Origin of the sequence: Paenibacillus sp. FSL R10-2782 (genome assembly GCF_038592985.1) — a bacterium.
Lineage (GTDB): Bacteria > Bacillota > Bacilli > Paenibacillales > Paenibacillaceae > Paenibacillus > Paenibacillus terrae_C.
Window position 1 is genome coordinate 1,388,769 of record NZ_CP151951.1, and the last position, 23,762, is coordinate 1,412,530.

The 23,762-nt window shown below is 48.1% G+C and carries 24 protein-coding genes, 6 tRNA genes and 1 riboswitch; of the genes, 23 read left to right on the forward strand and 7 right to left on the reverse strand.

Features of this window, described 5'->3' with window-relative positions:
* The first annotated feature begins 57 nt into the window (after positions 1-57).
* The 6 genes from NST83_RS06380 (at position 58) to NST83_RS06405 (ending at position 7,025) form a co-directional block, all read left to right on the forward strand.
* Complete coding sequence (locus NST83_RS06380; RefSeq protein WP_342417011.1) at positions 58-810, forward strand: HAD-IIB family hydrolase; 753 nt, start codon at positions 58-60, stop codon at positions 808-810.
* Positions 811-908: 98 nt separating this feature from the next.
* Positions 909-2,231, forward strand: a complete 1,323-nt coding sequence (locus NST83_RS06385; protein WP_342417012.1) for a DUF4367 domain-containing protein — start codon at positions 909-911, stop codon at positions 2,229-2,231.
* 261 nt (positions 2,232-2,492) lie between these two features.
* Positions 2,493-3,689 (forward strand): alanine racemase, encoded by a 1,197-nt coding sequence (gene alr, locus NST83_RS06390; protein WP_137062265.1) that lies wholly within the window; start codon positions 2,493-2,495, stop codon positions 3,687-3,689.
* 294 nt (positions 3,690-3,983) lie between these two features.
* Positions 3,984-4,265 carry a ribbon-helix-helix protein, CopG family gene (locus tag NST83_RS06395; protein ID WP_007429334.1) on the forward strand — a complete coding sequence of 94 codons (282 nt, stop codon included), beginning with the start codon at positions 3,984-3,986 and terminating at the stop codon, positions 4,263-4,265.
* 6 nt (positions 4,266-4,271) lie between these two features.
* Entirely contained in the window at positions 4,272-4,622 is a 351-nt protein-coding gene (locus NST83_RS06400) for a type II toxin-antitoxin system PemK/MazF family toxin (protein WP_007429335.1), read from the forward strand.
* A 180-nt stretch (positions 4,623-4,802) separates the two neighbouring features.
* Complete coding sequence (locus tag NST83_RS06405; RefSeq protein WP_342417013.1) at positions 4,803-7,025, forward strand: Tex family protein; 2,223 nt, start codon at positions 4,803-4,805, stop codon at positions 7,023-7,025.
* A 103-nt stretch (positions 7,026-7,128) separates the two neighbouring features.
* On the opposite strand, the gene cmpA is transcribed toward NST83_RS06405, so the two are convergent.
* Positions 7,129-7,263: a cortex morphogenetic protein CmpA gene (gene cmpA / locus NST83_RS06410; protein ID WP_007429337.1), complete on the reverse strand. Its 135-nt coding sequence runs from the start codon at positions 7,261-7,263 to the stop codon at positions 7,129-7,131.
* 160 nt (positions 7,264-7,423) lie between these two features.
* On the opposite strand from cmpA, the gene NST83_RS06415 reads away from it, so the two are divergent.
* The 3 genes from NST83_RS06415 (at position 7,424) to NST83_RS06425 (ending at position 8,146) form a co-directional block, all read left to right on the forward strand.
* Positions 7,424-7,936, forward strand: a complete 513-nt coding sequence (locus NST83_RS06415) for a SprT family protein (protein ID WP_342417014.1) — start codon at positions 7,424-7,426, stop codon at positions 7,934-7,936.
* A 44-nt stretch (positions 7,937-7,980) separates the two neighbouring features.
* A tRNA-Asn gene (locus NST83_RS06420) sits at positions 7,981-8,056 on the forward strand.
* A 1-nt stretch (position 8,057) separates the two neighbouring features.
* Positions 8,058-8,146: transfer RNA gene (locus NST83_RS06425), tRNA-Ser, on the forward strand.
* Between the two features lie 129 nt (positions 8,147-8,275).
* On the opposite strand, the gene NST83_RS06430 is transcribed toward NST83_RS06425, so the two are convergent.
* Positions 8,276-9,148: a Cof-type HAD-IIB family hydrolase gene (locus NST83_RS06430; RefSeq protein ID WP_342417015.1), complete on the reverse strand. Its 873-nt coding sequence runs from the start codon at positions 9,146-9,148 to the stop codon at positions 8,276-8,278.
* Positions 9,149-9,195: 47 nt separating this feature from the next.
* Positions 9,196-9,954 (reverse strand): DeoR/GlpR family DNA-binding transcription regulator, encoded by a 759-nt coding sequence (locus NST83_RS06435; protein WP_342417016.1) that lies wholly within the window; start codon positions 9,952-9,954, stop codon positions 9,196-9,198.
* A gap of 244 nt (positions 9,955-10,198) precedes the next feature.
* On the opposite strand from NST83_RS06435, the gene NST83_RS06440 reads away from it, so the two are divergent.
* The 6 genes from NST83_RS06440 (at position 10,199) to NST83_RS06465 (ending at position 12,196) form a co-directional block, all read left to right on the forward strand.
* Positions 10,199-10,270 (forward strand) — tRNA-Glu (locus NST83_RS06440).
* 81 nt (positions 10,271-10,351) lie between these two features.
* Positions 10,352-10,427 (forward strand) — tRNA-Lys (locus tag NST83_RS06445).
* Between the two features lie 15 nt (positions 10,428-10,442).
* Positions 10,443-10,525: transfer RNA gene (locus NST83_RS06450), tRNA-Leu, on the forward strand.
* Between the two features lie 163 nt (positions 10,526-10,688).
* The gene (locus NST83_RS06455) at positions 10,689-11,144 is read left to right on the forward strand and encodes a MarR family transcriptional regulator (RefSeq protein WP_342417017.1); all 456 of its coding nucleotides are present in this window, start codon (positions 10,689-10,691) and stop codon (positions 11,142-11,144) included.
* A gap of 186 nt (positions 11,145-11,330) precedes the next feature.
* Positions 11,331-11,705, forward strand: a complete 375-nt coding sequence (locus NST83_RS06460; RefSeq protein WP_342417018.1) for a helix-turn-helix domain-containing protein — start codon at positions 11,331-11,333, stop codon at positions 11,703-11,705.
* A 107-nt stretch (positions 11,706-11,812) separates the two neighbouring features.
* The gene (locus tag NST83_RS06465) at positions 11,813-12,196 is read left to right on the forward strand and encodes a helix-turn-helix transcriptional regulator (RefSeq protein ID WP_137062009.1); all 384 of its coding nucleotides are present in this window, start codon (positions 11,813-11,815) and stop codon (positions 12,194-12,196) included.
* Positions 12,197-12,323: 127 nt separating this feature from the next.
* On the opposite strand, the gene NST83_RS06470 is transcribed toward NST83_RS06465, so the two are convergent.
* The gene (locus NST83_RS06470; protein WP_137062010.1) at positions 12,324-12,545 is read right to left on the reverse strand and encodes an XRE family transcriptional regulator; all 222 of its coding nucleotides are present in this window, start codon (positions 12,543-12,545) and stop codon (positions 12,324-12,326) included.
* A gap of 350 nt (positions 12,546-12,895) precedes the next feature.
* On the reverse strand, positions 12,896-13,585 hold the full coding sequence (locus tag NST83_RS06475; RefSeq protein ID WP_342417890.1) for an urease accessory UreF family protein: 690 nt from the start codon (positions 13,583-13,585) through the stop codon (positions 12,896-12,898).
* 263 nt (positions 13,586-13,848) lie between these two features.
* Between NST83_RS06475 and NST83_RS06480 the strand changes: the two genes are divergently transcribed.
* Positions 13,849-13,931: transfer RNA gene (locus NST83_RS06480), tRNA-Leu, on the forward strand.
* Between the two features lie 155 nt (positions 13,932-14,086).
* Here NST83_RS06480 and NST83_RS06485 read toward each other — a convergent pair.
* Positions 14,087-14,572 (reverse strand): glutathione peroxidase, encoded by a 486-nt coding sequence (locus NST83_RS06485; RefSeq protein ID WP_342417019.1) that lies wholly within the window; start codon positions 14,570-14,572, stop codon positions 14,087-14,089.
* A gap of 456 nt (positions 14,573-15,028) precedes the next feature.
* A riboswitch (cyclic di-AMP (ydaO/yuaA leader) is annotated at positions 15,029-15,204 on the forward strand.
* A 115-nt stretch (positions 15,205-15,319) separates the two neighbouring features.
* Here NST83_RS06485 and NST83_RS06490 point away from each other — a divergent pair.
* The 4 genes from NST83_RS06490 (at position 15,320) to kdpC (ending at position 20,701) form a co-directional block, all read left to right on the forward strand.
* Entirely contained in the window at positions 15,320-15,715 is a 396-nt protein-coding gene (locus NST83_RS06490; protein WP_342417020.1) for a hypothetical protein, read from the forward strand.
* A gap of 439 nt (positions 15,716-16,154) precedes the next feature.
* Positions 16,155-17,831 (forward strand): potassium-transporting ATPase subunit KdpA, encoded by a 1,677-nt coding sequence (gene kdpA, locus NST83_RS06495; protein ID WP_342417891.1) that lies wholly within the window; start codon positions 16,155-16,157, stop codon positions 17,829-17,831.
* A gap of 52 nt (positions 17,832-17,883) precedes the next feature.
* Positions 17,884-19,914 (forward strand): potassium-transporting ATPase subunit KdpB, encoded by a 2,031-nt coding sequence (gene kdpB, locus NST83_RS06500; protein WP_342417021.1) that lies wholly within the window; start codon positions 17,884-17,886, stop codon positions 19,912-19,914.
* A gap of 58 nt (positions 19,915-19,972) precedes the next feature.
* On the forward strand, positions 19,973-20,701 hold the full coding sequence (gene kdpC / locus NST83_RS06505; RefSeq protein ID WP_342417892.1) for a potassium-transporting ATPase subunit KdpC: 729 nt from the start codon (positions 19,973-19,975) through the stop codon (positions 20,699-20,701).
* A gap of 96 nt (positions 20,702-20,797) precedes the next feature.
* Here kdpC and NST83_RS06510 read toward each other — a convergent pair whose 3' ends face one another.
* Entirely contained in the window at positions 20,798-22,120 is a 1,323-nt protein-coding gene (locus tag NST83_RS06510) for an Nramp family divalent metal transporter (protein WP_342417022.1), read from the reverse strand.
* Positions 22,121-22,358: 238 nt separating this feature from the next.
* On the opposite strand from NST83_RS06510, the gene NST83_RS06515 reads away from it, so the two are divergent.
* The 3 genes from NST83_RS06515 (at position 22,359) to NST83_RS06525 (ending at position 23,762) form a co-directional block, all read left to right on the forward strand.
* Positions 22,359-22,778: an organic hydroperoxide resistance protein gene (locus NST83_RS06515; protein ID WP_137062015.1), complete on the forward strand. Its 420-nt coding sequence runs from the start codon at positions 22,359-22,361 to the stop codon at positions 22,776-22,778.
* 124 nt (positions 22,779-22,902) lie between these two features.
* Entirely contained in the window at positions 22,903-23,229 is a 327-nt protein-coding gene (locus tag NST83_RS06520) for a hypothetical protein (protein WP_137062016.1), read from the forward strand.
* 92 nt (positions 23,230-23,321) lie between these two features.
* Positions 23,322-23,762, forward strand: coding sequence for a thiol-disulfide oxidoreductase DCC family protein (locus NST83_RS06525; RefSeq protein WP_137062017.1), 441 nt, complete (start codon positions 23,322-23,324; stop codon positions 23,760-23,762).

The window sequence follows — 23,762 nt, forward strand, 5'->3', positions numbered from 1 at the left end:
TCCTTTTCATTATACAGGGAACTGCTACGATAGGGAAAAAGGAGGAGGCTGATCACAGTGAAATTTGTTTTTGATTTAGATGGAACCATTTGTTTTCACGGCAAGCCTTTGAGTGAAGCGATAGTGCAGGCTCTGGACGCGCTTGTAAAAAAAGGCCATGAAATCATCTTTGCCTCCGCTAGACCGATCCGTGATTTGTTGCCTGTGTTGCCGCTTCATATGCAGTATTTTCCAATGGTTGGCGGGAATGGCGCGTTTGTTTCCAAGGATGGGAAAATCATTTCAGCCATTCATTTTGACCCACACACAGCTGACAATATCATAAAGTTAATCAGGGAATTCGAGGCAGATTACTTAATCGATGGCCGTTGGGACTATGCTTATTCAGGAGATAGCGAGCATCCTATTCGGCGAAATGTGGACCCTGAGCAGCGAGCCCAAAATATACATTTAGATGAGCTGAATGAGATTGTAAAAGTGGTCATATTGCGTAGCCTTCATACGCAGCAAATCTTAGAAGAGCTTCAGCAGCTACCCGTCATTACATATAGACATGGGCAAGAAGATATTATAGATATCAGTCCTAAAGGCGTGAATAAATGGACAGGCCTGCAAAAGTTAGGTATAGAACCGCAGCAATTTATTGCATTTGGCAATGATGCCAACGATGTGGAAATGTTCAAGCATGCCCGCCATTCCGTATGTGTGGGAGAGCATGCAGACCTTTCACAGTTGGCCACAGAAAAGGTTAGTCACGAAGAAGAGCTAATCATTACAAAAGTAATCGAGTTGATGGAGGAAATGCAATAGATACGTTTAAGCTTGTCATGCCAGTCTGCATAAATCGAACAAGTCCTTCATAGACATGTACTAATTCATTTAAAACATGTGCTGAAGGGGTTGATGATATGCGCCGGATTTCATGGATGCTTGCCATGGTCATGTGTGTAACGCTGCTGCTGGCCGGGTGCGGCAAGAAGAGCGCGGACGATGTGGTTAAAGATTTGAGTGACGTGGTGAGTGACCTGAACAGCTACCACGGTACAGCTTTGATGACGCTGCATACCGGCGACACGCCGCAGGAGTACAAGGTGGACATTTCCTACCGCAAGCCCTCCTATTACCGAATTGCCATGACGAACGAGAAAAAGGATGTTACTCAGATCGTGTTGCGAAATGATGAGGGTGTATTCGTATTGACGCCCAGTCTGAATAAGAGCTTCCGCTTTAAAAGCGATTGGCCGAACAACCAGGGCCAGGTATATTTGTATGAAACGCTGGTTCGCAGTATTATCGGGGATGCTTCACGTCAACTGGCTTCGGATGATAAATCTTATGTATTCGATGTAGCGGCAAACTACAACAGCCACGCGCTGGTAAGGCAAAAAATATGGCTGTCCAAAAATAACTATGCACCCACTCAGGTACAGGTATCTGATGCGAACGCCAAGGTAGTTGTGGATCTTAAATTCGATCAATTTGCGTTTGATACGAAGTTCGACAAGGACTCTTTTGATATGGAACGCAATATGGCTTCTGGAAAAACAGGCAAGGGAAATGAAGGAACGCCTTCAGCCGGAGCAGTGGATTCCAGCGGTCAGCTTGATCCTACAGGTACGATTGATGGCACGACTGGCGTAATCTCGGGCGAGCAAGGACAAGTGCAGGGAACAGCAGGAGAGAAGGCACAGCAGCCGTCAGGAGAAGCGTCGATGGATGGAGCTGCCGCAGGCGGTACGTCAAAACCGGATAGCGCGGACGCGACGGGCAGCACGGATACGGAGGCCAAGCCGGATACAGCGGGCAACACAGAGGCGCAACAGCAAACTCCGGGCGCATCTGATGCAGCAACAGGGACATCGGCAGGCACGGATGCTGCTGAAGCTGTGATGGGTGAGTTCGGCTTGATTGAACCGTCCTATACGCCGGCCGGGGTACAGATCAAAGATACGCCAGAGCTGGAGGACAATGGTACACATGCGGTGATGCTCCGGTATAGTGGAACGTATAACTATACGATTGTGGAGGCGCGTCCGAAAGATCGGGCGGTATCGCTGGCCGCGGGTGAACTGGTCGATATTGGAGGAAGCTTCGCCGTTCTGACAGGTAGCGAGCAGCAGACGATGACCTGGATGAATGACGGTATAGAGTTCCGAATTACCAGTGCTGACCTGCCTGTGAGCGAAATGATACAAATTGCCGCTTCTATACAGGATCAATCGGGTAAATAAAGCTTTATAGACGGATGCAGACGATTTAGAGTGTATTTTGCTCTGCTTCCGTCCGTATCCGTCTTTTATTCATTCGAGGTCTGGGGGGTGCACCTCTCGCTTGGGAGTCATATTCTTTGCGGAGGATGCTGGCAAACGCCATCTGCCATTGACAGCCACGTTTCAGAACATTACCATTAATCTTTGGAAGTAAGGACTTTGTCCATTCCGAATGGTAAAAGGTTATGTTACAGGCTAACAATTGAAGAAGGTGACTGGATTTTGCAAGCACAATACAGATCGACCCGGGCCGAAATCAACCTGGATCACCTTGGCGCCAACTATAAGGCTTTTCGTAAGGCACTACCAGTGGATAAGCTGCTGCTGGCTTGTGTCAAGGCTAATGCCTACGGACACGGTGCCGTGGAAATATCCAAGGAATTGGAATGCCTTGGTGCGGATTACTTGAGCGTCGCTTTTCTGGACGAGGCTCTGGAGCTTCGGCAGGCGGGGATCAGACTGCCTATCCTTGTACTCGGCTATACCCTGCCCGAAGCTGTGCAGACGGCTTGGGAGCATGATATTACACTGACCGTGTTCAGTGAAGAAGTGCTGGAGAGTATTCGCAGACTGGACCGTAAAGGAAGCGAACGCAAGCTGAAGGTGCACATCAAAATAGACAGCGGCATGGGAAGATTGGGCCTGCTGCCTGGAGAAGAGGCGGTTGCTTTTGTCCGGCAGACTCACCAGTTGGAGCAAGTGCTGTTGGAAGGCATGTACACCCATTTTGCCCGCGCGGATGAAGAAGACAAAAGCTATACACTGCAACAGTATAACCGGTTTCAGGGCGTGGCGGAGGCGCTAAGGGAACAAGGCATCACCATTCCCATTATACATACGGGCAACAGCGCGACCACCATTGATACCCCTGCGCTTTCTCCCAATATGGTGCGGATTGGCATCAGTATATACGGCCTGTATCCATCCGATGAGGTTAACCGCCAAGCCATTGAGCTACTGCCTGTATTGTCATTGAAGACGGCAGTGGTTTATACCAAGACGCTCCCTCCCGGCTGGGGGGTTAGCTATGGCACCCGTTACGTGACCTCCGACGAAGAGCGGATTGGCACACTGCCGATTGGCTACGCGGATGGATACTCCCGTATGCTGAGTGGGAACATCGAAGTGTTGATACGCGGCCGTCGCGTCCCGGTGCTCGGCACCATTTGCATGGACCAGTGTATGGTATCCTTACAATCTTTCGCAGAGGATGCGGAAGAAATTCAAATCGGCGAAGAGGTTGTTCTCATCGGCCAGCAGTCCGGCGAAACGATTGCGGCGGATGAGCTGGCATCCAAGCTGGGTACCATCCACTATGAGGTGATCTGCATGATCGCACACAGGGTGCCGCGTGTATATACACGGGGAGATATCCCTGTCGTTCGAGTGAATTCGCTTCTTCCAACCCGCTGGGATTAATTTCATGACGCAAATTACCGGATAAAAGCAGGAGTTTTCGCAGAACGTCCCGAAATATGTACAAAAGAAAGAAAAGAGTGCTGTAACTGTCAAAACGACGCATCAGGCTCCGCTGACACTTGTATTTCGGGGATCAAACGCCTGTACGAAAACGAACTGCGTAGTTTATAATGGAATACAGCATAGATGATATACGAATATCATATACATTCTCTTGTATTCCGTTTGAATAAATTACCGGGAATAACGTTATAATGGTACAATGGCGACAAGGTTTTGGGGGTGGAAGAGAAGTTGGCCAATTTGCAGAACACCAAAAGAATAATGATCAGTTTGCCGGATCATCTCTTGCAGGAAGTGGACGGGATCGTAGCTATGGAAAATTCCAACCGCAGTGAATTTATCAGGCAGGCCATGAAGCTGTATGTGGGCGAACGTAAGAAACGTTACATTCGTGAAGCCATGCAGCGTGGTTATATGGAGATGGCTAAAATTAACTTGACCATGGCCTCCGAAGCCTTTCATGCGGAGGAAGATGCAAACAGCACCTTGGGCCGTACAGTTAGCGGGGTGTAATCCATATTGATCGTAAAGCGCGGCGACGTTTTTTTTGCAGACCTTTCACCCGTAGTCGGTTCCGAGCAAGGTGGCGTCAGACCTGTGCTGATCATTCAAAATGATATCGGCAACCGGTTCAGTCCCACCGTGATCGTGGCAGCCATCACCGCCCAGATTCAAAAGGCGAAGCTGCCCACACACGTGGAAATCGACGCGGCAACGCATGGCTTTGATCGCGATTCTGTCGTTCTTCTGGAGCAAATTCGGACGATCGACAAGCAAAGGCTTACCGACAAAATCACCCATTTGGATGAAGAAACCATGCGCAAAGTGAGCGATTCGCTACAAATCAGTCTTGGCTTGATTGATTTTTAGCATTTTGGAACGACGAGTGAAACGGGAAAAGGGCAGCGCGTGGGCGCTGTCCTTTTGCGTGTCCGATGAAAAATGCAGGCTGGGCCTGGCTTCATCGTTACGTGCTGGCGCTTTGATTCTTTTTTTGTGATAATGAAAGACATGATGTAAGACAAGAGTTGCAAGGAAGAAGGGATAGCTTTGTCTAACGAGGAAACGAAGACGGAAATCCGGCAGGAGCCGAACGAAGCAGAACGCCAGGAGCGGATTGTCAAACAAGTGGCGAGAGAGCTGTCGCTGGCACTCAAGCAAATCCGTACGACGATCAGTTTGCTGGATGAAGGGAATACGATTCCTTTTATCGCACGATACCGTAAGGAAATGACTGGGGAACTGGATGAAAATCAGCTGCGTGAAATTGAAGATCGTGTGCTGTATTTACGTAATTTGGAGGACCGCAAGGTAGAGGTCATTCGCATTATTGATGAGCAGGGCAAGCTGACAGAAGACCTTCAAGCTGCCATCACTGCCGCGGTTAAGCTACAGGAAGTGGAGGACCTGTACCGTCCATATCGGCAAAAGCGCAAAACCCGCGCGAGTGTGGCGAAGGAACGGGGACTGGAGCCGCTGTCCATCTGGATCTGGAATCAGCCGAAGCAGGGCGATGCTCTGAAAGAAGCTGAGTCCTATGTGAATGCAGAACTGGGAGTGGACAGCGCTGAGGCGGCAATACAAGGAGCCTTGGACATTTTAGCGGAAAATATAGCCGACGACGCGGCTATTCGCCAATGGGTACGTCGATATACGCTAGACCATGGCATGTTGACCTCCGAAGCGAAGGATGCAGAGCAAGAGTCTGTCTACGAGAACTACTACAGCTATCGTGAGCTGGCTAAGAAAATGCCGCCTCATCGTATTTTGGCGATTAATCGCGGAGAGCGTGAAGGCATTCTCAAGGTCGGACTGGAGGTAGCGTCCGATCCGATTCACAATTACGTCGCAGGTCAAGTGATTAAAGGCTCATCCGCCGTGGAAGAGTTGCTGCGCAACGTCATTGAGGATGCATATAAAAGGCTCATCGCACCATCTATTGAGCGTGAGGTGCGCGCTGAAATGACAGAGAAGGGTGAGCAGCAGGCCATCTCTATCTTTGCTGGCAATTTGCGCAGCCTGCTGTTACAGGCTCCGATCAAGGGCCGCCGTGTACTCGGTGTCGATCCGGCGTACCGGACAGGCTGCAAGCTGGCGGTCGTAGATGATACGGGCAAGCTGCTGGAAGTGGCGGTGACGTACCCGACACCGCCGAACAACAAGAAGCGTGAGGCTGCCGAGAAGTTCAAGCAGCTCATCGCCCAATACAGCATTGAGCTGATCGTCATCGGTAACGGAACGGCTTCGCGTGAAACAGAGCAATTCGTGGCAGAAGTTATTGCTGACATTGGTGACAGTAGCTTGGCGTACCTGATCGTCAATGAGGCAGGCGCAAGTGTTTATTCCGCCTCCAAGCTGGCGCAGGAGGAGTTCCCGGATCTGGACGTGGCTGAGCGCAGCGCGGCATCCATTGCACGTCGTGTGCAGGACCCGCTGGCTGAGTTGGTCAAGATTGAGCCGAAGGCTATTGGTGTAGGCCAGTACCAGCATGATGTGTCACAGAAGCATTTGGATGAAAGCTTGAAGGATGTTGTAGAATCGGCAGTTAACCATGTCGGTGTGGATGTGAATACCGCTTCCTCGGCATTGCTGTCCTATGTAGCGGGTATTAACGCGACGATTGCCAAAAATATCGTGAAATACCGTGAGGAAAACGGCAAATTCAACAACCGTCGTCAGTTGCAAAAGGTACCGCGTCTTGGAGCGAAAACCTACGAGCAATCGGTTGGCTTTATCCGTATACCGGGTGGAGAAAATCCGCTGGACCGTACACCGATTCACCCTGAATCGTACGCTGTCGTAGACCGCCTGTTGGCTGAACTGGGCATTAGCGCCCACGATCTGGGCACCAAGGCTGCGACGGAAGCGCTGAACGTGTCTAACATTGACGAACTGGCCGCGAAGCTGGAAGTTGGCGTGCCGACATTGAAGGATATTCTGGACAGCCTCCAGCGTCCGGGCCGCGACCCGCGTGACGAGTTGCCGTTGCCTGTATTCCGCAAGGATGTGCTCAAGATCGAGGATCTGGCACCGGGCATGGAGCTTCAGGGAACCGTCCGCAATGTGATTGATTTCGGTGCGTTCGTCGATATTGGCATCAAGAGTGACGGATTGGTTCATATTTCGCAGCTACGCAGCGGCTTCGTCAAGCATCCGATGGATGTCGTATCCGTTGGTGATAACGTAACCGTGTGGGTGCTGAATGTAGACTTGAAAAAAGGCAGAGTCGGTCTGACGATGAAAGCTCCGGCAGAAGCGCAATCGCAGGCATAATACTCTACAAATCCGTATAACCGCCTTATTAGGGTATAACAAAAGCCGGAATTTCCGAACCACTTCGGAGACTCCGGCTTTCATTTTTCACTGCCCTGAACTTCTACCCATTGTTGGCATCAAACTCTACACCCGGTGCTTTATGATAAAAAAACCAACAGTCATTCAACAGTTTGATCTGGCGCCGGTCCTTTTTGTAAAAGGCCCGCATAAGCTGGTTGCTGAGCCATTGAGGCAAGCCAATCTCCTCCTCTGCGTTACATCTGTATGTTTAGCATATGGGGTGGGTGCCTAAAGTGTGCTTATCAATTGGATGGCTTATGAATTGAGGGTTAGACTTTGGACGCTATTTTGTAATATGCTTGGCAGGATGGAGCAAAGGAGGGGATTGGGTAAGGATGGAGTTCAAGTCCATAAGCAATTCCATGAACCATTCCATGAGCGATGAAGAGCTTCAGGAATGGGTGGAACACATTTCAATAGAGAGCTTTGGCGTACCGTTCCGCCATCGTGCCAGCTTTAATTCGCGTCTGTCTTCCACAGGCGGTCGATATTTTATGAAAAGCCATCATATTGAAATTAATCCGCATCAGCTTGCAGTCTACGGGCGGCCCGAGGTGGAAAAAATTATTAAGCATGAGCTGTGCCATTATCATTTGCATTTGCGCGGGATGGGCTACCAGCACCGAGATGCGGATTTCAAAGCATGGTTGGCCCGTGTAGGAGGGAGCAGGCATTGCCAAACTCTGCCGGGGAGAGCGGAACGGAAGCCGTTGCCCTATCGCTACAAGCTGGTGTGCGCCTCATGTAGTCAGGAATACTTGCGGAAGCGTAAAATGAACCCTCAGCGTTACCGCTGCGGCAAATGCGGAGGTAAACTTCGTCTGCTAGTACTTGACGGCACCCCCTGAATCATGGTAAATTAAAAGTACTGTATGATAATTTACAGCAATGTTCCCTGATAGCTCAGTTGGTAGAGCACTCGACTGTTAATCGAGTTGTCACAGGTTCGAGTCCTGTTCGGGGAGCCATGGAGAGGTACCCAAGTGGCTATAAGGGGACCCTCTGCTAAGGGGTTAGGCTGCGAAAGCGGTGCGAGGGTTCGAATCCCTCTCTCTCCGTTGGTTTTTCAAATCAGAAAAAGGACGCTTGTATGCATCGGATGATGCTTGCGAGCGTCTTTTTTTGTCTATATTCGATTCTGAAAATAACGAGGATCTGAAAAGTGGCACAGCATGTGAATTTTTTTGTTACAAGGTCGGCTTCGGAAGTTGATCTAGTATATTTAGAAGAGTATGAGCTACGCCATTCTCTACATTGGTCAGGGTAACTTCAGAGCAGACGGCCTTAATGTCGTCATGTGCATTGCCCATAGCGATGCCTTTACCTACCATCGTTAACATGGAAATATCGTTATAGCTATCTCCTACCGCTGCGGCTTCCTTCATGGGAATACTCAGATAATCTGCCAGATAACGCAGTGCGTTTCCTTTGGAAGCATCCTTATGCTCGACTTCGAAGTTACGGTCTGAGGAAATGACCATGTTCAGGCCGGGGAAATCCCGGTAACGCTCACGACCCCGGTTTAGCTTGTCTTGATCAAAGGAGAAGCACAGCACGTTATAAATCTCTACATCCAGCGGAATGTCTTCATACGAGGGGATACGGGTATGCCCGGTCTGTTCATATTGTTTTTCGGCTGCATGTAACAAAGTATTCAGTGAAATATCTGGATTGGCACTTAACAGGCGATCCATTTCAACAGCCAGCAGCTGATGTCCGTTTTGTGGAGAATAAATGGCGCGGTCTGTCATGACCTCATAATAAAAATCGTTCTGGCGCAGCCAGTTCAGCACTTCAAACGTTTCACTCCGATCCATAGGCGTAGAGGTTAGCTGGCGACGCTGTGCATCGTGTACGGTCGCGCCGTTCGCCCCGATGACGGGGGTGACAAGTCCTGCTTCCTCCAGCTTGATCCAGGCATCATAAGCGGCTCTACCCGTGGCAATGGTTACCTGAACATCTTGCTGCTGTGCCTTGCGGATTGCGTCCGCGTTCACCTTGCTTATTTTTCCTTCGTCGTTTAGCAGCGTTCCATCCAAATCAATCGCAAACAGTTTCATTTCTCCATCTCCTGTCTTCTTCACTATTTCTCATGCTACTTCTTCCTTTACGGAACAATAATTTCAACATCATGACGGCGAAAAACATCCAGCATGGCCGGGTCTGGCAAGCGGTCAGTGATAATGATATCCACCTCGTATAAATCGGCAAAACGGTAAGAATGGTTTTTGCCGAATTTGGAGTGATCCGCAAGAATGATCACCTGATCGGCCTGTTTCATCATTTGGTGCTTGAGCATACCGTCCTCTTCATGATTAATGCTCAGTCCATGGAGAGAAATGCCCCCGACCCCAACAAAAGCTTTGTCTACAAAATAGCGGGACAGGGTAGCGATGGCGGAAGAGCCGTAGACAAAACGGTGCTCCTTTTGCAAGCGTCCACCGAGCAGATGAATGGAAACGCCGTCCTTTTCGGAAAGAACATCAGCCTGATTGATCGAATTGGTAATGACCGAGCACTCCTGTACATGGAGTTTTTCGGCACATGCCTGCACAGTGGTGGAGGAGTCGAGAATGATGCGATCCCCGTCACGAACCATATTGGCAGCTATTTGTCCGATAATTTGTTTTTCTGCGGATACGGTGAGCAGTCTCTCTTTATAGTTTCTGGTTAATTCATGATCGAGTGTAGGCAGAAGGGCACCGCCACGGGTTCGAATAATCTTCTGGTGCTCCTCTAGCTTTACCAAATCCCGGCGGGCCGTATCTCGTGATACATTAAAAAATTCGCAAATATCATCCACCGAAATACGCTTGTGAAGCTGTAGGTAATCCACAATTTTTAGCATCCGTTCTTCTTGATACATAAAAAGCTCCTCGTGTTCAAAATGATTTCGGTATTATGTAAGTGATTATAAGTAAAATTAAGTTATTTTGCAATGTAATCTCTTCTTATGCTTCTAATAACGTGAAATAAGTGAATTTTCGTAAGTGGAAATGCGTTTTATTTTTCGGTAAACAACTTGTTTTGAATTTTTTTAAAATAAGTATTGTCAATCATTCTGCTATTTGATATACTCTTTCTTGTCGCCAAGTTGGTGTATAAAATGCGGCCCGTTGGTCAAGCGGTTAAGACACCTCCCTTTCACGGAGGTAACAGGGGTTCGATTCCCCTACGGGTCATTGTTGTCTTTATGGACTACATGTTACATGCTTAAGAGAAATTCCTGAAGTCTGATGGCGGACATCTTGGATGAACAGCATGAGCCATTAGCTCAGTTGGTAGAGCACCTGACTTTTAATCAGGGTGTCGAAGGTTCGAGTCCTTCATGGCTCACCATATATGTTTTATTATGCGGTCGTGGTGGAATGGCAGACACGCTATCTTGAGGGGGTAGTGAGCGTATGCTCGTGGAGGTTCGAGTCCTCTCGACCGCATCAATGGAATAAACGGAAAAGTCTCTCGTAGTAGAGGCTTTTTTTGTTTGTGCAGTAATGTAATAAAGTGATTATTATGAAGAAATAATGATTCCATAGTATAATATAAAGCCATAATGTTATAGAATGATAAGTATAAACTGATGAAGTGATGGTGAAAAATATGGACACTCAACTGTTAGGGAATATATCAGAAAATATTTTGGGCTTGTTTCCAATGGTGAAGAAGAAATTTTTCGCCTACGGTCCGCTCGATTTCCCATTACATTTGTCGCCTAATAACTTTCAGACATTACTGTTGCTGCGAGAAGTGCGTTTGTCTACGGTATCTGATTTGTCCAAACAGCTTAATGTCTCACGCCCCAACATGACTCCTCTGCTGGACAAGCTGGTGGAGCTTGGGTTGGCTGACCGCCAGTCGTGTGACTCGGATCGCAGAGTCGTGAATGTGGCAATTACAGAAGAAGGCGATGCTTTTTGTGAACAGGTATTTCATACCTTTTCCAATAAAATTCAAGAGAGACTGGTGCTTCTGCCAGAAGAAGATTTATTGCACTTGAGTGAAACATTGAACGAATTGAAGCAGATTCTACTTAAAATTGACAACTACACTTTGTAATGGGTGTACACGATTTTGACTGAGGGCCGCCATTTTCTTCGGAAAATAGGCGGTTTTTGTTGCATATTGTGGTATAATGAAAGCCAACATACATAATTCGGCAATTTTGGCACACGTGATCTTTGAAATGGGAACAGGGGACATGATATCGTTATTTGAAAGTCTGCTAGAGAGGAAGGAACTTCTATGCAATCTATTTACCAACGGATTGAAGAGCTTATCAAGGAACGTGGGATGACAAAAAAAGCGTTCTGTGAGCAGTTGAGTATTAGTACGGGAAATTTTGGGGACTGGAAAAGAGGAAAGACGACACCAGGCACGAATAAACTCATTGAAATCGCTTCGTTTTTTAATGCTAGTCTGGATTGGATCATGTTGGGACGCGATGTGCAGGGTGAGGCATTGAGGGAGTCGAGAGACCCTTATTTTTTTGGAGCTTTAGGGCAACTGGATTGCCAGGGGCAATCGCTTAGTGAGGCGGAAAGGGATTTTATACTTGAGTATATTGAATTTACCCGCTTTCGTAAAGAGAAAAAGCAGGAAGATTCAACTACGGAATAATCGGGTGCAGAATACTAAAGTAATGATTACCGAATAAGTATGGTTGCAGTGATGATTGAAATTTTGGGAACAGTCAAGGAAAAGTTAGGTTATCGGAGGGGATAATTTTGGGAGACCAAACGATTTATCAGCGAATTGAAGCCTTGATCAAGGATCGGGGAATGACGAAGAAGGCGTTTTGTGAAAAGCTCAAAATCAGCTCGGGGAATCTTGGAGACTGGAGAAGAGGCAAAACAACACCGGGAACGATGCATTTAATCCAGATTTCGGACTTTTTTAATGTATCGTTGGATTGGTTAATGAAAGGCGTCAAGCCGGGTGAGGGCGTACTTCAGGAGCAGAAGGCTGCTTATTTTTTTGGAGTGATGGGGCCATTGAATTGCCAGGCAGAGGATCTGGATACAGAAGAACAGAATTTCATATTAGAATATGTGGAATTTGCGAAATATCGTAAGCAAAAAGTCGAAAATGACAAAACACAGCCTGAATGATCTTCTCGCTAAAGATCACTCAGGTTGAAACCCGTAAAACGGACTGGAGGGTTCGGTTGACGAGTTTGTTTGGGTTGTCGATGTTGTAGCGTGCCGTATACTTGGGGAGACGCTCACGTCGTTGGTTTCAGAGTGGCGGCGCCTCCTTATAATCGTTATCGTCGATGTTGAGGATTGCGGCAACTTGTTTTCTGTACCTTTGTGCTTTGCGGGTGCCGTGAATCAGATTGGACAAGCGTGAAGGCGGGATATTATGCGTTTCACAAAATGTTTTCTGGTCCAGCCGAAGTTCGACAAGCCTTTGTTTGATGGCCCACCCGAGGGAGGTGACAGGCATTTTGTTGTTCAAGTGAAATCGCCCCTTACGGATTCTTGCGGAATAATTGGTGTGTTATAATAATCATCAGTAAACATGTTAGAATTAACCATCTGAAACTATGATACACGTTTATACGTGTTTTTACAATCTAAAATACGTAATTTGGATAAAAATATTACTTAATTAAGTGATCAATGGTCTGGATAATCCGTCTGGAGCCTGTTAATTGTACGAAATTGCAGTTGTATTCTGGAAAAAAAGCACTCTGTCACTAGAAAAAGTGGTGGAGTGCTTTTGTCGTTGGTGCTGGAATGGTGAAAGTAGGCATCAGGGGAATGCACGAGGCTTATAACGGGGGCGGACGAAGGAATCAGTGAATTTCACCTGCGCTGATGGCTGCTGCTCATATAGGGTGGCTGAGTAATGTAGGAGCTGGACCAATGCCTATGCAGAAGGCCGCGCTGAAATACGGTTGGCTCTGACTCAGGGACATTGTATTGCTTCCATGCGGCTAGAAGCTCGTGGGTCATTCGCTGAATAACAGGATTCTTTTCCTCATAAGGGGGATTGAGCAGCTTGAAAGCATCTTCGACGCAGAAGGACACTGCTGCAGCAAGATAGCCGTGAATGGTCTGTTCTACATCATTTCCAAGGGAAACGTTAATCCAGCTATGAACGGTAGCAAGTGTACCCATCGCATTGTATTGAATGAGTGTGGCTTCGAGTCGGTCAAATTCAAGCCAAGGGTACAAAGCTTTGGCGAGCTTGAGCAGGCGTTGGCCTGATAGGCGTGACTCTTTCACATGCTGTAGGGAAGAACGCTGGGCGTGCAGCATTTTATCAATGAGGGCGATACGCCAACCATCATTTTGCTGAACAGCGATAAAAAGGCTTTTGATAGCCATGCCATCGAGGGATGTGAACTGAGGGTGCAGATCAGTGCGGGCATAGTGCTCCAGGTCTTGCAAACAGGTTAAGCGGCCATTGCGAAACAGCTCCTCCAGCCCGTAGGAACGAGTGAAACCACCGACAGGCAGGGAAGGGTCCAACAGCAATGCGTAGTTCAGCAAACGATTGCCTTTGTGCAAGGCGATTCGCCCCCTTGGAATAGAATATTTATGTTATATTAAGTAACTCACAAAACGGATTAAGAAAAATTTTAGAGTTATTATGTAATATATATTTACACTTGTAGTACTAATATGTCAAATTAAATATTTTTATAGCTTTTACGTGTTAGTTTATTTCACTTCATAAAATATTATTGTATTTATGTTTACAAATAGAATATAAGGGAGTATAATAAATCTGTTGCCTCAAAACATTAGAATTTGCGGTCGTGGTGGAATGGCAGACACGCTATCTTGAGGGGGTAGTGGGCGTACGCCCGTGGAGGTTCGAGTCCTCTCGACCGCATTACATGCAAGACACAGCTAAAAAGCATCCTGACACGTTTTTGACGTGATTGGATGCTTTTTTGTTATATAAGCTGAACAAAAATATCCCTTTTTCCTATCCACAGGAGCAGCCATTGGGATTGGCTGCTTGTGAGAAGGTGATGAAAAAGCCTGTCAGCTTTGCTGCAAGAGCTTCTCGATGTCCCCCGCCAATTTATCCGGAGTTGTCTGTGGGGCATAGCGCTTAAATACGTTACCTTCGTGTGTAATCAAAAATTTAGTAAAATTCCATTTGATCGCTTTGGAGCCTAATACGCCCGGAGCTGTTTGGGTGAGGTAGCGAAATAAAGGGTGCGCCTGATCGCCATTGACATCTATTTTGGCAAACATCGGAAACGTAACTCCATAGTTAATCTGGCAAAACTCCGAAATGTCCTCGCTGGAGCCCGGCTCTTGCTTGGCAAACTGGTTGCTGGGAAACCCCAAGATTTCAAGACCCTGCTCATGGTATTGGTCATATAGCTCTTGTAGCGCCTTGTATTGGGGGGTTAGCCCGCATTTGCTGGCTGTATTCACGATAAGCAGCACTTTTCCTTCGTATGTGGACAACGGAAGCTCTTTCCCTTGCAGGGTTTGTGCATCATATTCATAAACGGTCATGGTTTTCCTCCTAATTTGATATTCTACAATTAAATTGTAAGAAATTTAACGAAGGGCTGCAAGTCTATAAATAGATGTAATGCGCCATCTGCTACTGTAAAATCGTATTTTGTCCAAAACGGCAAATGGCACTGCAAATGGGGCAAATAGCGGTGTTTCTCATGGTGAAAACAGGTTCAATCGGCGTTTATCAGGTACATACAGCACTTTTTCTTTCTCTTTTACAAAAAATACTCCCCATACGCCAATATTGACATGCCTCTTCATTTTCGAAAAGGGATGAAAAACCGAGATTGAAGGAGCTGGGAGAAGGATATTTATGTTGTAAGCGCTATTATTAATCTTTTATGCTCCAAAGACCGATTTATAACCCTGCAGGTGAGCTTTACAGTGTTCCTTGCGCGGGTGTATGATTCAAGACGTAATTTCAAATGAAGTGAATGAAGCAGCAACGAATTGTCTATAGCGCTGAATTTTGCAGTTGCAAAAGCGGGGGAACCAAAGGAGATCTATTCGGCTTTTAAAGGGCCGTGTGTCTCATGGGGTGAATTTTCTGGCCAAGTGCCAGAAATAGGGCGACTCTCACGTCCGAATCCGACAGCTAACCTCGTAAGCGTACAGGGAGAGGCAACAAACCGCCGTGTGCAGCCATGGTTTATTTTATCATGGTTACGTAAGAAGCCGGAGGAAAGCCTTTTTCCTTTGGCTTCTTTTTGTTGTCTTTTTATACCGGGAGAGGAGCTACTGATGGAAGGTCGGCTAATCATTGTCACTGCACCGAATGAATCGGGCAGAAATTTTGTGAAATTGCTTATGTACAAAAAACTGGCGTTTGCGGTTCTGACGAATAGCGCTCAGGAGGAACGACAGCTCAAAAAAATGGGTGTGGAGCATGTTGTGCGCATCAATACGATGCAAGCGGGGAAATGGAATTTTCCCAAAAAAGAAATTGGCTGCGTGTATTTGTTTGAGAACAGCTTGAATCTGACGTGCCGTTTTCTGCAAATATGCCGGCCGCTGACATCAGATTCGGTCTATGTCATTACACAAGGCTGTAATCCTCAAGGGATTTATCGAGGTTTGGGAGCAGACCATGTGATCTACACTTTGAATGGAGAGGTGGGTTTCCTGCTGAACGGATAGTCGCTTAGGTATGCTGGTATACATTAAAATTTGCGAATTTAGTTGTATAGCGATTTTACAAGAGTGTAAGAATGATGAATTAAGGATTGGTACGGGAGGGTATGAACATGATGGATATATACATGCTGCTCGTGATGGCTGTGAGTTACGGAGTGATACTGCTGTTTGTACGCTGGTGTGATGCGCAGACCTCCAAGGGAGGGCGAAAAGGATGATAGTTATGCTTACGCTTACTGCTATTGTATTTGTGTATTTAATCTACGCACTCCTGAATCCTGAAAAGTTCTAATCAGCTAAACAGGATCAAGCGGGCGGGGGACAGCAGATCATGAGTGAAGCATCAGAGGCAGCGGGTTTTCGCAAACGTGTGCAATCGACCGGTGCGATGAACCCGTCTGTTGTTCCAAACGCAGGAGTATTTTGGAGGAGGGAATAGATGATGGAGCTGCTGCAAATTGGAATTGTGATTGTGATATTGCTGCTCCTGGTGAAACCAGTGGGCACCTATATATATCATGTATTCTCCAACGAACCGAATCGGACGGATCGGGTGTTTGGCGGAACGGAGAAGCTGATTTATAAGGTTATAGGATTGAAAAAGCTGGAGAGCATGCGTTGGACCACGTATGTGATGAGCTTTATTGCTACGAATGTCGTGCTTGTGGCGATCAGCTATGTGCTGCTGCGCTTGCAGGGACTGCTCCCCGGTAATCCGGTGGGAAACGGCAATATGGAGGCGTCACTGGCCTTTAACACGGTGATCAGCTTTATGACCAATACGAATCTCCAGCATTATAGCGGAGAAAGCGGACTTACGTACCTGACACAGATGGCGTTTGTTACGATGATGATGTTCACTTCGGCTGCTTCCGGTTTTTCGGTTGCTGCGGCTTTTATGAGGGGATTGACGCGGCGCGGAGAAGGAATGGGCAACTTTTTTCAGGATTTTATCAAAGCGATTATACGGATTTTCCTGCCGCTGGCCTTTGTGCTTACGCTGGTGCTGGTTGGATTGAAAGTACCGCAGACGCTTCAGCCTGCGGCGGATATCACGACGCTGAGCGGAACACAGCAGCAGATTGCTTTGGGACCCGTTGCTTCGATGGAATCGATCAAGCATTTGGGTACGAACGGGGGTGGTTTCTATGGGGCCAACTCAGCGCATCCTTTTGAAAATCCAAATCCCTGGACGAATGTGCTGGAAATTTTGGCGATGTGGGTGATGCCGGCTTCGCTGCCGTATACCTTTGGACTGTTCGCCCGTAATCGCAAGCAGGGCTGGATTATTTTTAGCTCGATGATGGTACTGTTTCTCGTATTCCTATCCATTACGTACGTATCAGAGAAAACGGGTAATCCGCTGATTCAGGCACTGGGTGTGGATGCTTCTCAGGGAAGCATGGAAGGGAAAGAGGTTCGCTTTGGCATCGGACAATCGGCACTGTTCACGGCGGTGACGACGGCGGCTACCACAGGCTCGGTCAATAACATGCACGATACACTGACTCCATTGGGCGGTATGGCTGCTTTGGGTGAAATGATGCTGAACGTCATTTTCGGCGGTAAGGGTGTCGGGCTGATGAATATGCTGATGTACGCGATTCTGGGTGTGTTTATATGTGGATTGATGGTCGGCAGGACCCCGGAATTTATGGGCAGGAAGATTGAAGGCAAGGAAATGAAGCTGATCGCGATTGCCATTTTGGTACATCCGTTTCTCATTTTGGTGCCGACTGCGCTCACTTTTATGAGTCATTGGGGATACGATGCGGTCACAAATCCCGGATACCACGGGTTGACTCAGGTGATATATGAATATGCGTCATCTGCGGCTAATAACGGTTCGGGATTTGAGGGTCTTGCGGATAACAACGTATTTTGGAACACCACAACGGGTATCGTTATGTTCTTCGGACGATATGTATCGATTGTTGCACTGTTAGCTGTAGCGGCTTCGTTGAATGCCAAAGCACCGACTCCCGTGACGACGGGCACACTTCGCACGGACAACAAGCTGTTTGGGGCGATTTTAATCGGGGTTGTGCTGTTGATCGGCGCGTTGACCTTTTTGCCCGTAATCGTATTGGGGCCTGTAGCTGAATTTCTGACCATGTGAAGAAGATGAACAGGAAGAAGAAAATGAGAATGGATGAACGGGGTGCTTGATCATGAAGGAACAACGCAAACGCATGCTGGACAAAAGCATCTTGAAGCATGCGATCAAGGATAGCTTTATGAAATTAAATCCGATGATCATGATGAAAAATCCTGTCATGTTCGTTGTGGAGATCGGCACATTGGTCGTGCTGCTTATGCTGCTGTTTCCCGGTTATTTTGGAACTGGCAACGAAATGGGCTTTAATCTGGCTGTTTTTATCATCCTGTTGTTCACGTTGCTTTTTGCTAACTTTGCCGAAGCGCTAGCAGAGGGGCGGGGTAAGGCGCAGGCTGCTTCTTTGAAAAAATCCAAGCAGGACACACAAGCCAGCAAGCTTGTCGGGGATGAGATTCAGGTGGTCAGCTCGACCGAGCTGCGCAAAGGTGACATTGTGATGGTGTCCCAGGGCGAGATGATTCCGAGTGATGGTGAGGTGATTGAAGGTCTTGCTTCAGTGGATGAATCGGCGATTACGGGAGAATCAGCACCAGTGATCAAGGAATCGGGCGGTGATTTTTGCTCGGTAACCGGCGGGACGCGTGTGGTCAGTGACCGGATTAAGGTGCGGATTACAACAGAACCGGGCGAGACGTTCATTGATAAAATGATTTCGCTCGTGGAAGGCGCACAGCGGCAAAAGACGCCGAACGAGATTGCACTGAGTACTCTGTTGATCAGCTTGACGATTATTTTTCTGATCGTAGTGGTGACACTGGCACCGATTGCCCGTCATTTTAACATTGACTTGCCTGTTCCCGTGCTTATCTCATTGCTGGTTTGCCTGATTCCGACCACGATTGGAGGACTGTTGTCAGCCATCGGGATTGCCGGTATGGACCGGGTCACCCAGTTTAACGTGCTGGCGATGTCAGGCAAGGCGGTAGAAGCATCCGGGGACATCAATACGATGATTCTGGACAAAACGGGTACAATCACCTTCGGTAACCGAATGGCGAGCCAATTCGTGCCTGTAGGGGGCGTAGAGGAGACAGAGTTAGTAAAGTGGGCTGCGATGAGCTCGATGAAGGATGAGACGCCTGAGGGGCGCTCAGTGCTGGAGTTGATGCGCAAGCAGGAGTACACGCTGGATGAATCCTTGGCAGCAGGTGGGACCTTTATCGAGTTCAAGGCGGAAACCCGGATGAGTGGTCTGGATCTGGCCGATGGACGCAAGGTACGCAAGGGCGCGGTGGACTCTGTCCGACAGTGGGTATTATCGCAAAATGGCAGCGTTCCAGCCGATCTGGAGGAAAAAGCGAATCAGGTGGCCTCTGAAGGAGGTACGCCGCTGGCAGTCGCGCTGGATGATCGGATATATGGCATTATTTATTTGAAGGACACGGTGAAGCCGGGCATGAAGGAGCGGTTCGATCAGCTCCGGGAAATGGGTATCCGTACGATTATGTGTACCGGGGATAATCCGCTGACGGCTGCAACGATTGCACGGGAAGCGGGTGTGGATGATTTTGTGGCTGAAAGCAAGCCGGAGGATAAAATCGCAGTCATTCGCCGTGAGCAGGAGCTGGGCAAGCTGGTTGCCATGACCGGAGACGGCACAAATGATGCCCCTGCGCTGGCACAGGCTGACGTCGGGCTGGCCATGAACAGCGGCACGGTCGCAGCCAAGGAAGCCGCCAATATGGTGGACCTGGATTCCGATCCGTCCAAAATTATTGAGGTGGTCGCTATCGGCAAGCAGTTACTCATGACACGCGGTGCTTTGACGACATTCAGTATCGCGAACGATGTTGCCAAATATTTTGCCATTATTCCGGCGATGTTCATGCTGGCGATTCCGCAAATGAGCGCATTGAACGTGATGGGGCTTGGCTCTCCGTTGTCCGCTATTTTGTCGGCGCTGATCTTTAATGCTGTTATTATTCCGCTTCTGATCCCGCTGGCCATGAAGGGCGTGAAGTATAAGCCCATGAGCTCGGATCGTCTGCTGGGACGGAATTTGCTCATTTACGGTTTGGGCGGTATGGTGGTGCCGTTTGTTGGCATTAAAGCCATTGATTTGCTAGTGCATTTGTGGATTTAACGCAGCCTGTGAAGGTGTGCATTTTGGATACTGAATGGAAGCGGAAAGGGTGAGCAACATGAGTGGCTTTTATCGGATGATGTCTGGACGCAGATTTGCTGCGCACGAAAAAGTCGGGTCTGCAGGGCACGAGAATAACAAGCGTCCAGAGGCGGATGCTGTGCCGAATGGACAGCCGGAGAGCGAAGAGATGCGGGGAGGCGCCATTGTTGGCGTGGCCTTGCGTACCTCGGTGTTGATGATCCTCCTGTGCGGCCTCGCTTATCCGCTGGTTAGCACGGGCGTGGCACAGGTATTGTTTCCGCAGCAGGCGAACGGCAGTATGCTTCGTAATGCGGAGGGTCAGGTAGTCGGCTCCGAGCTGATCGGGCAGTCTTTTGCGAATCCGGCGTTTTTTCAGGGGCGGGTATCGAGCATTGATTATAATGGAGCTGGTTCAGGCTCCAGTAACTACGCACCGTCCAATCCGGCCTTAATACAGCGGGTCAAGGATTCGATAGCGGATTGGCAGAAAAATAATCCGGATGTACCGATCAGTCAGGTTCCGGTGGACCTGATTACGAACTCCGGCTCCGGTCTGGACCCGCATATCTCGCCGCAGGCGGCACAGGTTCAGATCCCGCGCATTAGCGGCTTGACGGGTATTGCGCAGGATAAGCTGAAGGCACTGGTGCTGGAGCAGACCGAAAGCCGTAGTGCCGGAGTGTTCGGTGAGCCACGTGTGAACGTGCTCAAGCTGAACCTCGCACTTGAAGCCCAAACGCAGGCCCAGCCTGCCAAGCGGTAAGTCTAGAGGTTGGAATAGAGTGATCAAAAAAGGTATCCCGCAGCCATTTGGGCTAGTGAGATACCTTTTTCTTGATTTTAAAGTGTTGCTTATCTCTTAATGACCTGAAATGGTTTGAACGATGAGCACCACATTCAAGATAATAATGACTGCCGTCACGATCCAGGTTAATACTTTTTGCCATGTTTTGTTCGCAAACTCACCCATGCGCTTTTTGTCACTAGTGAAAATCAGCAACGGGATGATGGCAAAGGGAAGCTGGATGGACAGAATAACCTGACTTAGTACCAGCAGCTCTTCGGCCCCTTTTTCACCCGCGATAGCTGTAACGATTACCGCTGGAATGATAGCAATGAGTCGGGTTACGAGACGGCGCAGCCAAGGCGCGAGACGAAGGCTGAGAAAGCCCTCCATGACGATTTGCCCCGCTAAGGTACCGGTTACGGTTGAATTCTGACCGGAAGCGAGCAGCGCCACCCCGAATAGGATACTCGCGAGTGTGGTTCCGAGCAATGGCGACAGCAGATAGTAAGCATCACTGATTTCCGCCACATCGGTTTTTCCAGCGGTATGGAACACGGCTGCGGCCACGATCAGAATGGCGGCATTGATAAACAGGGCGAACATGAGCGCTATACTCGAATCCCATGTGGCGAATTTGATAGCCTCCCGTTTGCCTGCTGACGTCTGCTCGAATTTACGAGTTTGTACGATGGATGAATGCAGGTACAGGTTATGGGGCATTACGGTAGCGCCCATGATACCGATGGCGATATACAACATGCTTGGATTGGTCAAAATTTGCGAGTCTGGCACAAAGCCACCTAACACGCCGCTCCATTCCGGCTGGGCTAGAATGAGATTGATGCCAAAGCAGCCGGCAATCGTGGCCATTAGTACAATGACCAGCGTTTCCAAAGCACGAAAACCTTTGTTTTGCAGTAATAAAATGAGCATGACATCGAAGGCAGTAATCAGGACACCATACAATAGCGGTATGCCGAACAGCAGCTTTAGTGCAATGGCTGAACCGATGACCTCGGCCAAATCCATGGCTGCAATAGCGATTTCGCATAGAAGCCATAAGCCGATCGCAACCGGGCGACTGTAGGCTTCACGGCACATTTGAGCCAAATCTTTACCTGTAGCAATGCCTAGCTTGCCGGATAAGGCCTGCAGCAAGATGGCCATTAGATTAGAGATCAGAATGACACTGAGCAGTGTATAGCCAAATTGCGATCCGCCCGCAATGTCTGTGGCCCAGTTGCCGGGGTCCATATAGCCGACAGCGACCATATAGCCGGGTCCGGCAAAGGCGAGGAATTTCCGAAACCACGTGCCGTCCTTCGGGACGTTCAAGGAACGATTCACTTCCGCTAGTGAAGCGATTTCCGCCAAGTTACCTTTTGTATTTTCCATACGCTTCACCTTCTTTATCATGTTGAAATATATTATTAGTGTCATAATGATTGCCTTATCCATATTGTACACCCACAATAGTTTTTGTCTAGTACAACTTTTATGTGGCCAAGCAAAAAATCCTGTTTTATGATTCATTTTGAGTGGTTCGTTTAAAATACATACAAGAAGGAAATCATCATTAACATGACGATGATCCTGGCAGAATGTGAATCATATAAGAAGGAGAGGGGAAATCATGGAAGCATTATACACAGCATCAGCAACGGTACATGGTGGAAGAGACGGTTATGTCGCTTCATCGGACGGAGTTTTAAAGCATAAACTCAGTACGCCGAAGGAACTGGGTGGCGCAGGTGGAGAGGCTACGAATCCGGAGCAATTGTTTGCGGCAGGCTATGGCGCCTGTTATGAGAGCGCACTGGCCAATGTTGCTCGCAAAGCCAAGGTAAAAGTGGACAACGTTGAGGTAACCAGCCATGTGTCCATCGGTAAAGACCCGAGCGACGGCGGCTTCCAATTGGCGGTGCGTCTGGACGTGAAAATACCGGGGATTGAACGTTCACAGGCAGAAGATTTGGCGCGTCAAGCGCATGATTTTTGTCCGTATTCCAAAGCGACTCGCGGCAATATTGATGTTGAGCTGAATGTCCTTTGAGCGGGAAGCACATTATCTCTACGCTCCAGCCGCCGATTCATCGGCGGCTTTTGCATATAGACCTTGATTCGCCGAGATCCGCTCCCATTTGACATCATCGCCAAAATTCATTAAGATGGCTTAGGTGATTCTGGTCATCAGGTACGAAACAAATTTGAAAAATACGGGTGATATGATGTCTTACAGACCGAATATTGTTAATTTCACGCTGGCTGGCAGCAACGAAAAAGAAGGGCTTTATGAGTTTAAAATGAGTTTGGCCGATGGAACGGAGTGCCGCGTTTTTTCTCAACGTAATCCGGAGTGGATCTTGACGAATATCAGTCGATTGCTAACGACGCCTTGCCCGGTATGTCATAAGGATTTTATCTGTAAGTGTATGGATAAGTTCCATGATGAGTTTTTAGAGCAAATTAAATCAAAACAGCTGTTTGAGAAAGCATTGAGCTAGTTCTCAAAACAGGTAAAAGCCTATACATTGTTAAACAAGCGTCGGATGATTTCGGCGTTTTTTTGTTTATTTCCTGGAGGTGAAATGCATTTATGAAGCAATCTGACGATGCTTATCAAAATCCTTCTCAGCAAGATTATTTAATTGTGTTGGTGGATGGTGTATGCCATTTTTGTCAGGGGGCGGCCCGCTTCATTATTAAGCGTGACCCGAAGGGGACGTTTCATTTTGGTTCCTTGCAATCCGAGCAGGGACAAAAGCTATTGCGTGCAGGAGGATTGTCAACGGATAAGCTGGATACGTTCGTACTCATTGAAGGCGGTATGTATTATACGAGGTCAACCGCAGCTCTGCGGATTGCCAGACGTCTTCGTTTTCCATATCCGCTGGCCTATGTCTTCATCCTCGTCCCCCGCTTTATACGCAATGCAGTCTATAGCTGGGTGGCACGTAACCGATACCGCTGGTTTGGCAAGGATGAGGAGGATCAATGTCAGATCCCCCCACCAGAAATGAGGCAACGATTTTTTTAA

What these genes read in the sequence shown, in the direction of transcription:
- NST83_RS06415 (WP_342417014.1), top strand. Translation starts at nt 7,424, where the DNA reads ATGGAGTTCAAGTCCATAAGCAATTCCATGAACCATTCCATGAGCGAT.
- NST83_RS06430 (WP_342417015.1), bottom strand. Translation starts at nt 9,148, where the DNA reads ATGAAACTGTTTGCGATTGATTTGGATGGAACGCTGCTAAACGACGAA.
- NST83_RS06515 (WP_137062015.1), top strand. Translation starts at nt 22,359, where the DNA reads ATGGAAGCATTATACACAGCATCAGCAACGGTACATGGTGGAAGAGAC.
- NST83_RS06455 (WP_342417017.1), top strand. Translation starts at nt 10,689, where the DNA reads ATGGACACTCAACTGTTAGGGAATATATCAGAAAATATTTTGGGCTTG.
- kdpA (WP_342417891.1), top strand. Translation starts at nt 16,155, where the DNA reads ATGGAGCTGCTGCAAATTGGAATTGTGATTGTGATATTGCTGCTCCTG.
- NST83_RS06385 (WP_342417012.1), top strand. Translation starts at nt 909, where the DNA reads ATGCGCCGGATTTCATGGATGCTTGCCATGGTCATGTGTGTAACGCTG.
- NST83_RS06525 (WP_137062017.1), top strand. Translation starts at nt 23,322, where the DNA reads ATGAAGCAATCTGACGATGCTTATCAAAATCCTTCTCAGCAAGATTAT.
- NST83_RS06460 (WP_342417018.1), top strand. Translation starts at nt 11,331, where the DNA reads ATGCAATCTATTTACCAACGGATTGAAGAGCTTATCAAGGAACGTGGG.
- NST83_RS06510 (WP_342417022.1), bottom strand. Translation starts at nt 22,120, where the DNA reads ATGGAAAATACAAAAGGTAACTTGGCGGAAATCGCTTCACTAGCGGAA.
- kdpB (WP_342417021.1), top strand. Translation starts at nt 17,884, where the DNA reads ATGAAGGAACAACGCAAACGCATGCTGGACAAAAGCATCTTGAAGCAT.
- NST83_RS06435 (WP_342417016.1), bottom strand. Translation starts at nt 9,954, where the DNA reads ATGTATCAAGAAGAACGGATGCTAAAAATTGTGGATTACCTACAGCTT.
- NST83_RS06485 (WP_342417019.1), bottom strand. Translation starts at nt 14,572, where the DNA reads ATGACCGTTTATGAATATGATGCACAAACCCTGCAAGGGAAAGAGCTT.
- NST83_RS06490 (WP_342417020.1), top strand. Translation starts at nt 15,320, where the DNA reads ATGGAAGGTCGGCTAATCATTGTCACTGCACCGAATGAATCGGGCAGA.
- kdpC (WP_342417892.1), top strand. Translation starts at nt 19,973, where the DNA reads ATGAGTGGCTTTTATCGGATGATGTCTGGACGCAGATTTGCTGCGCAC.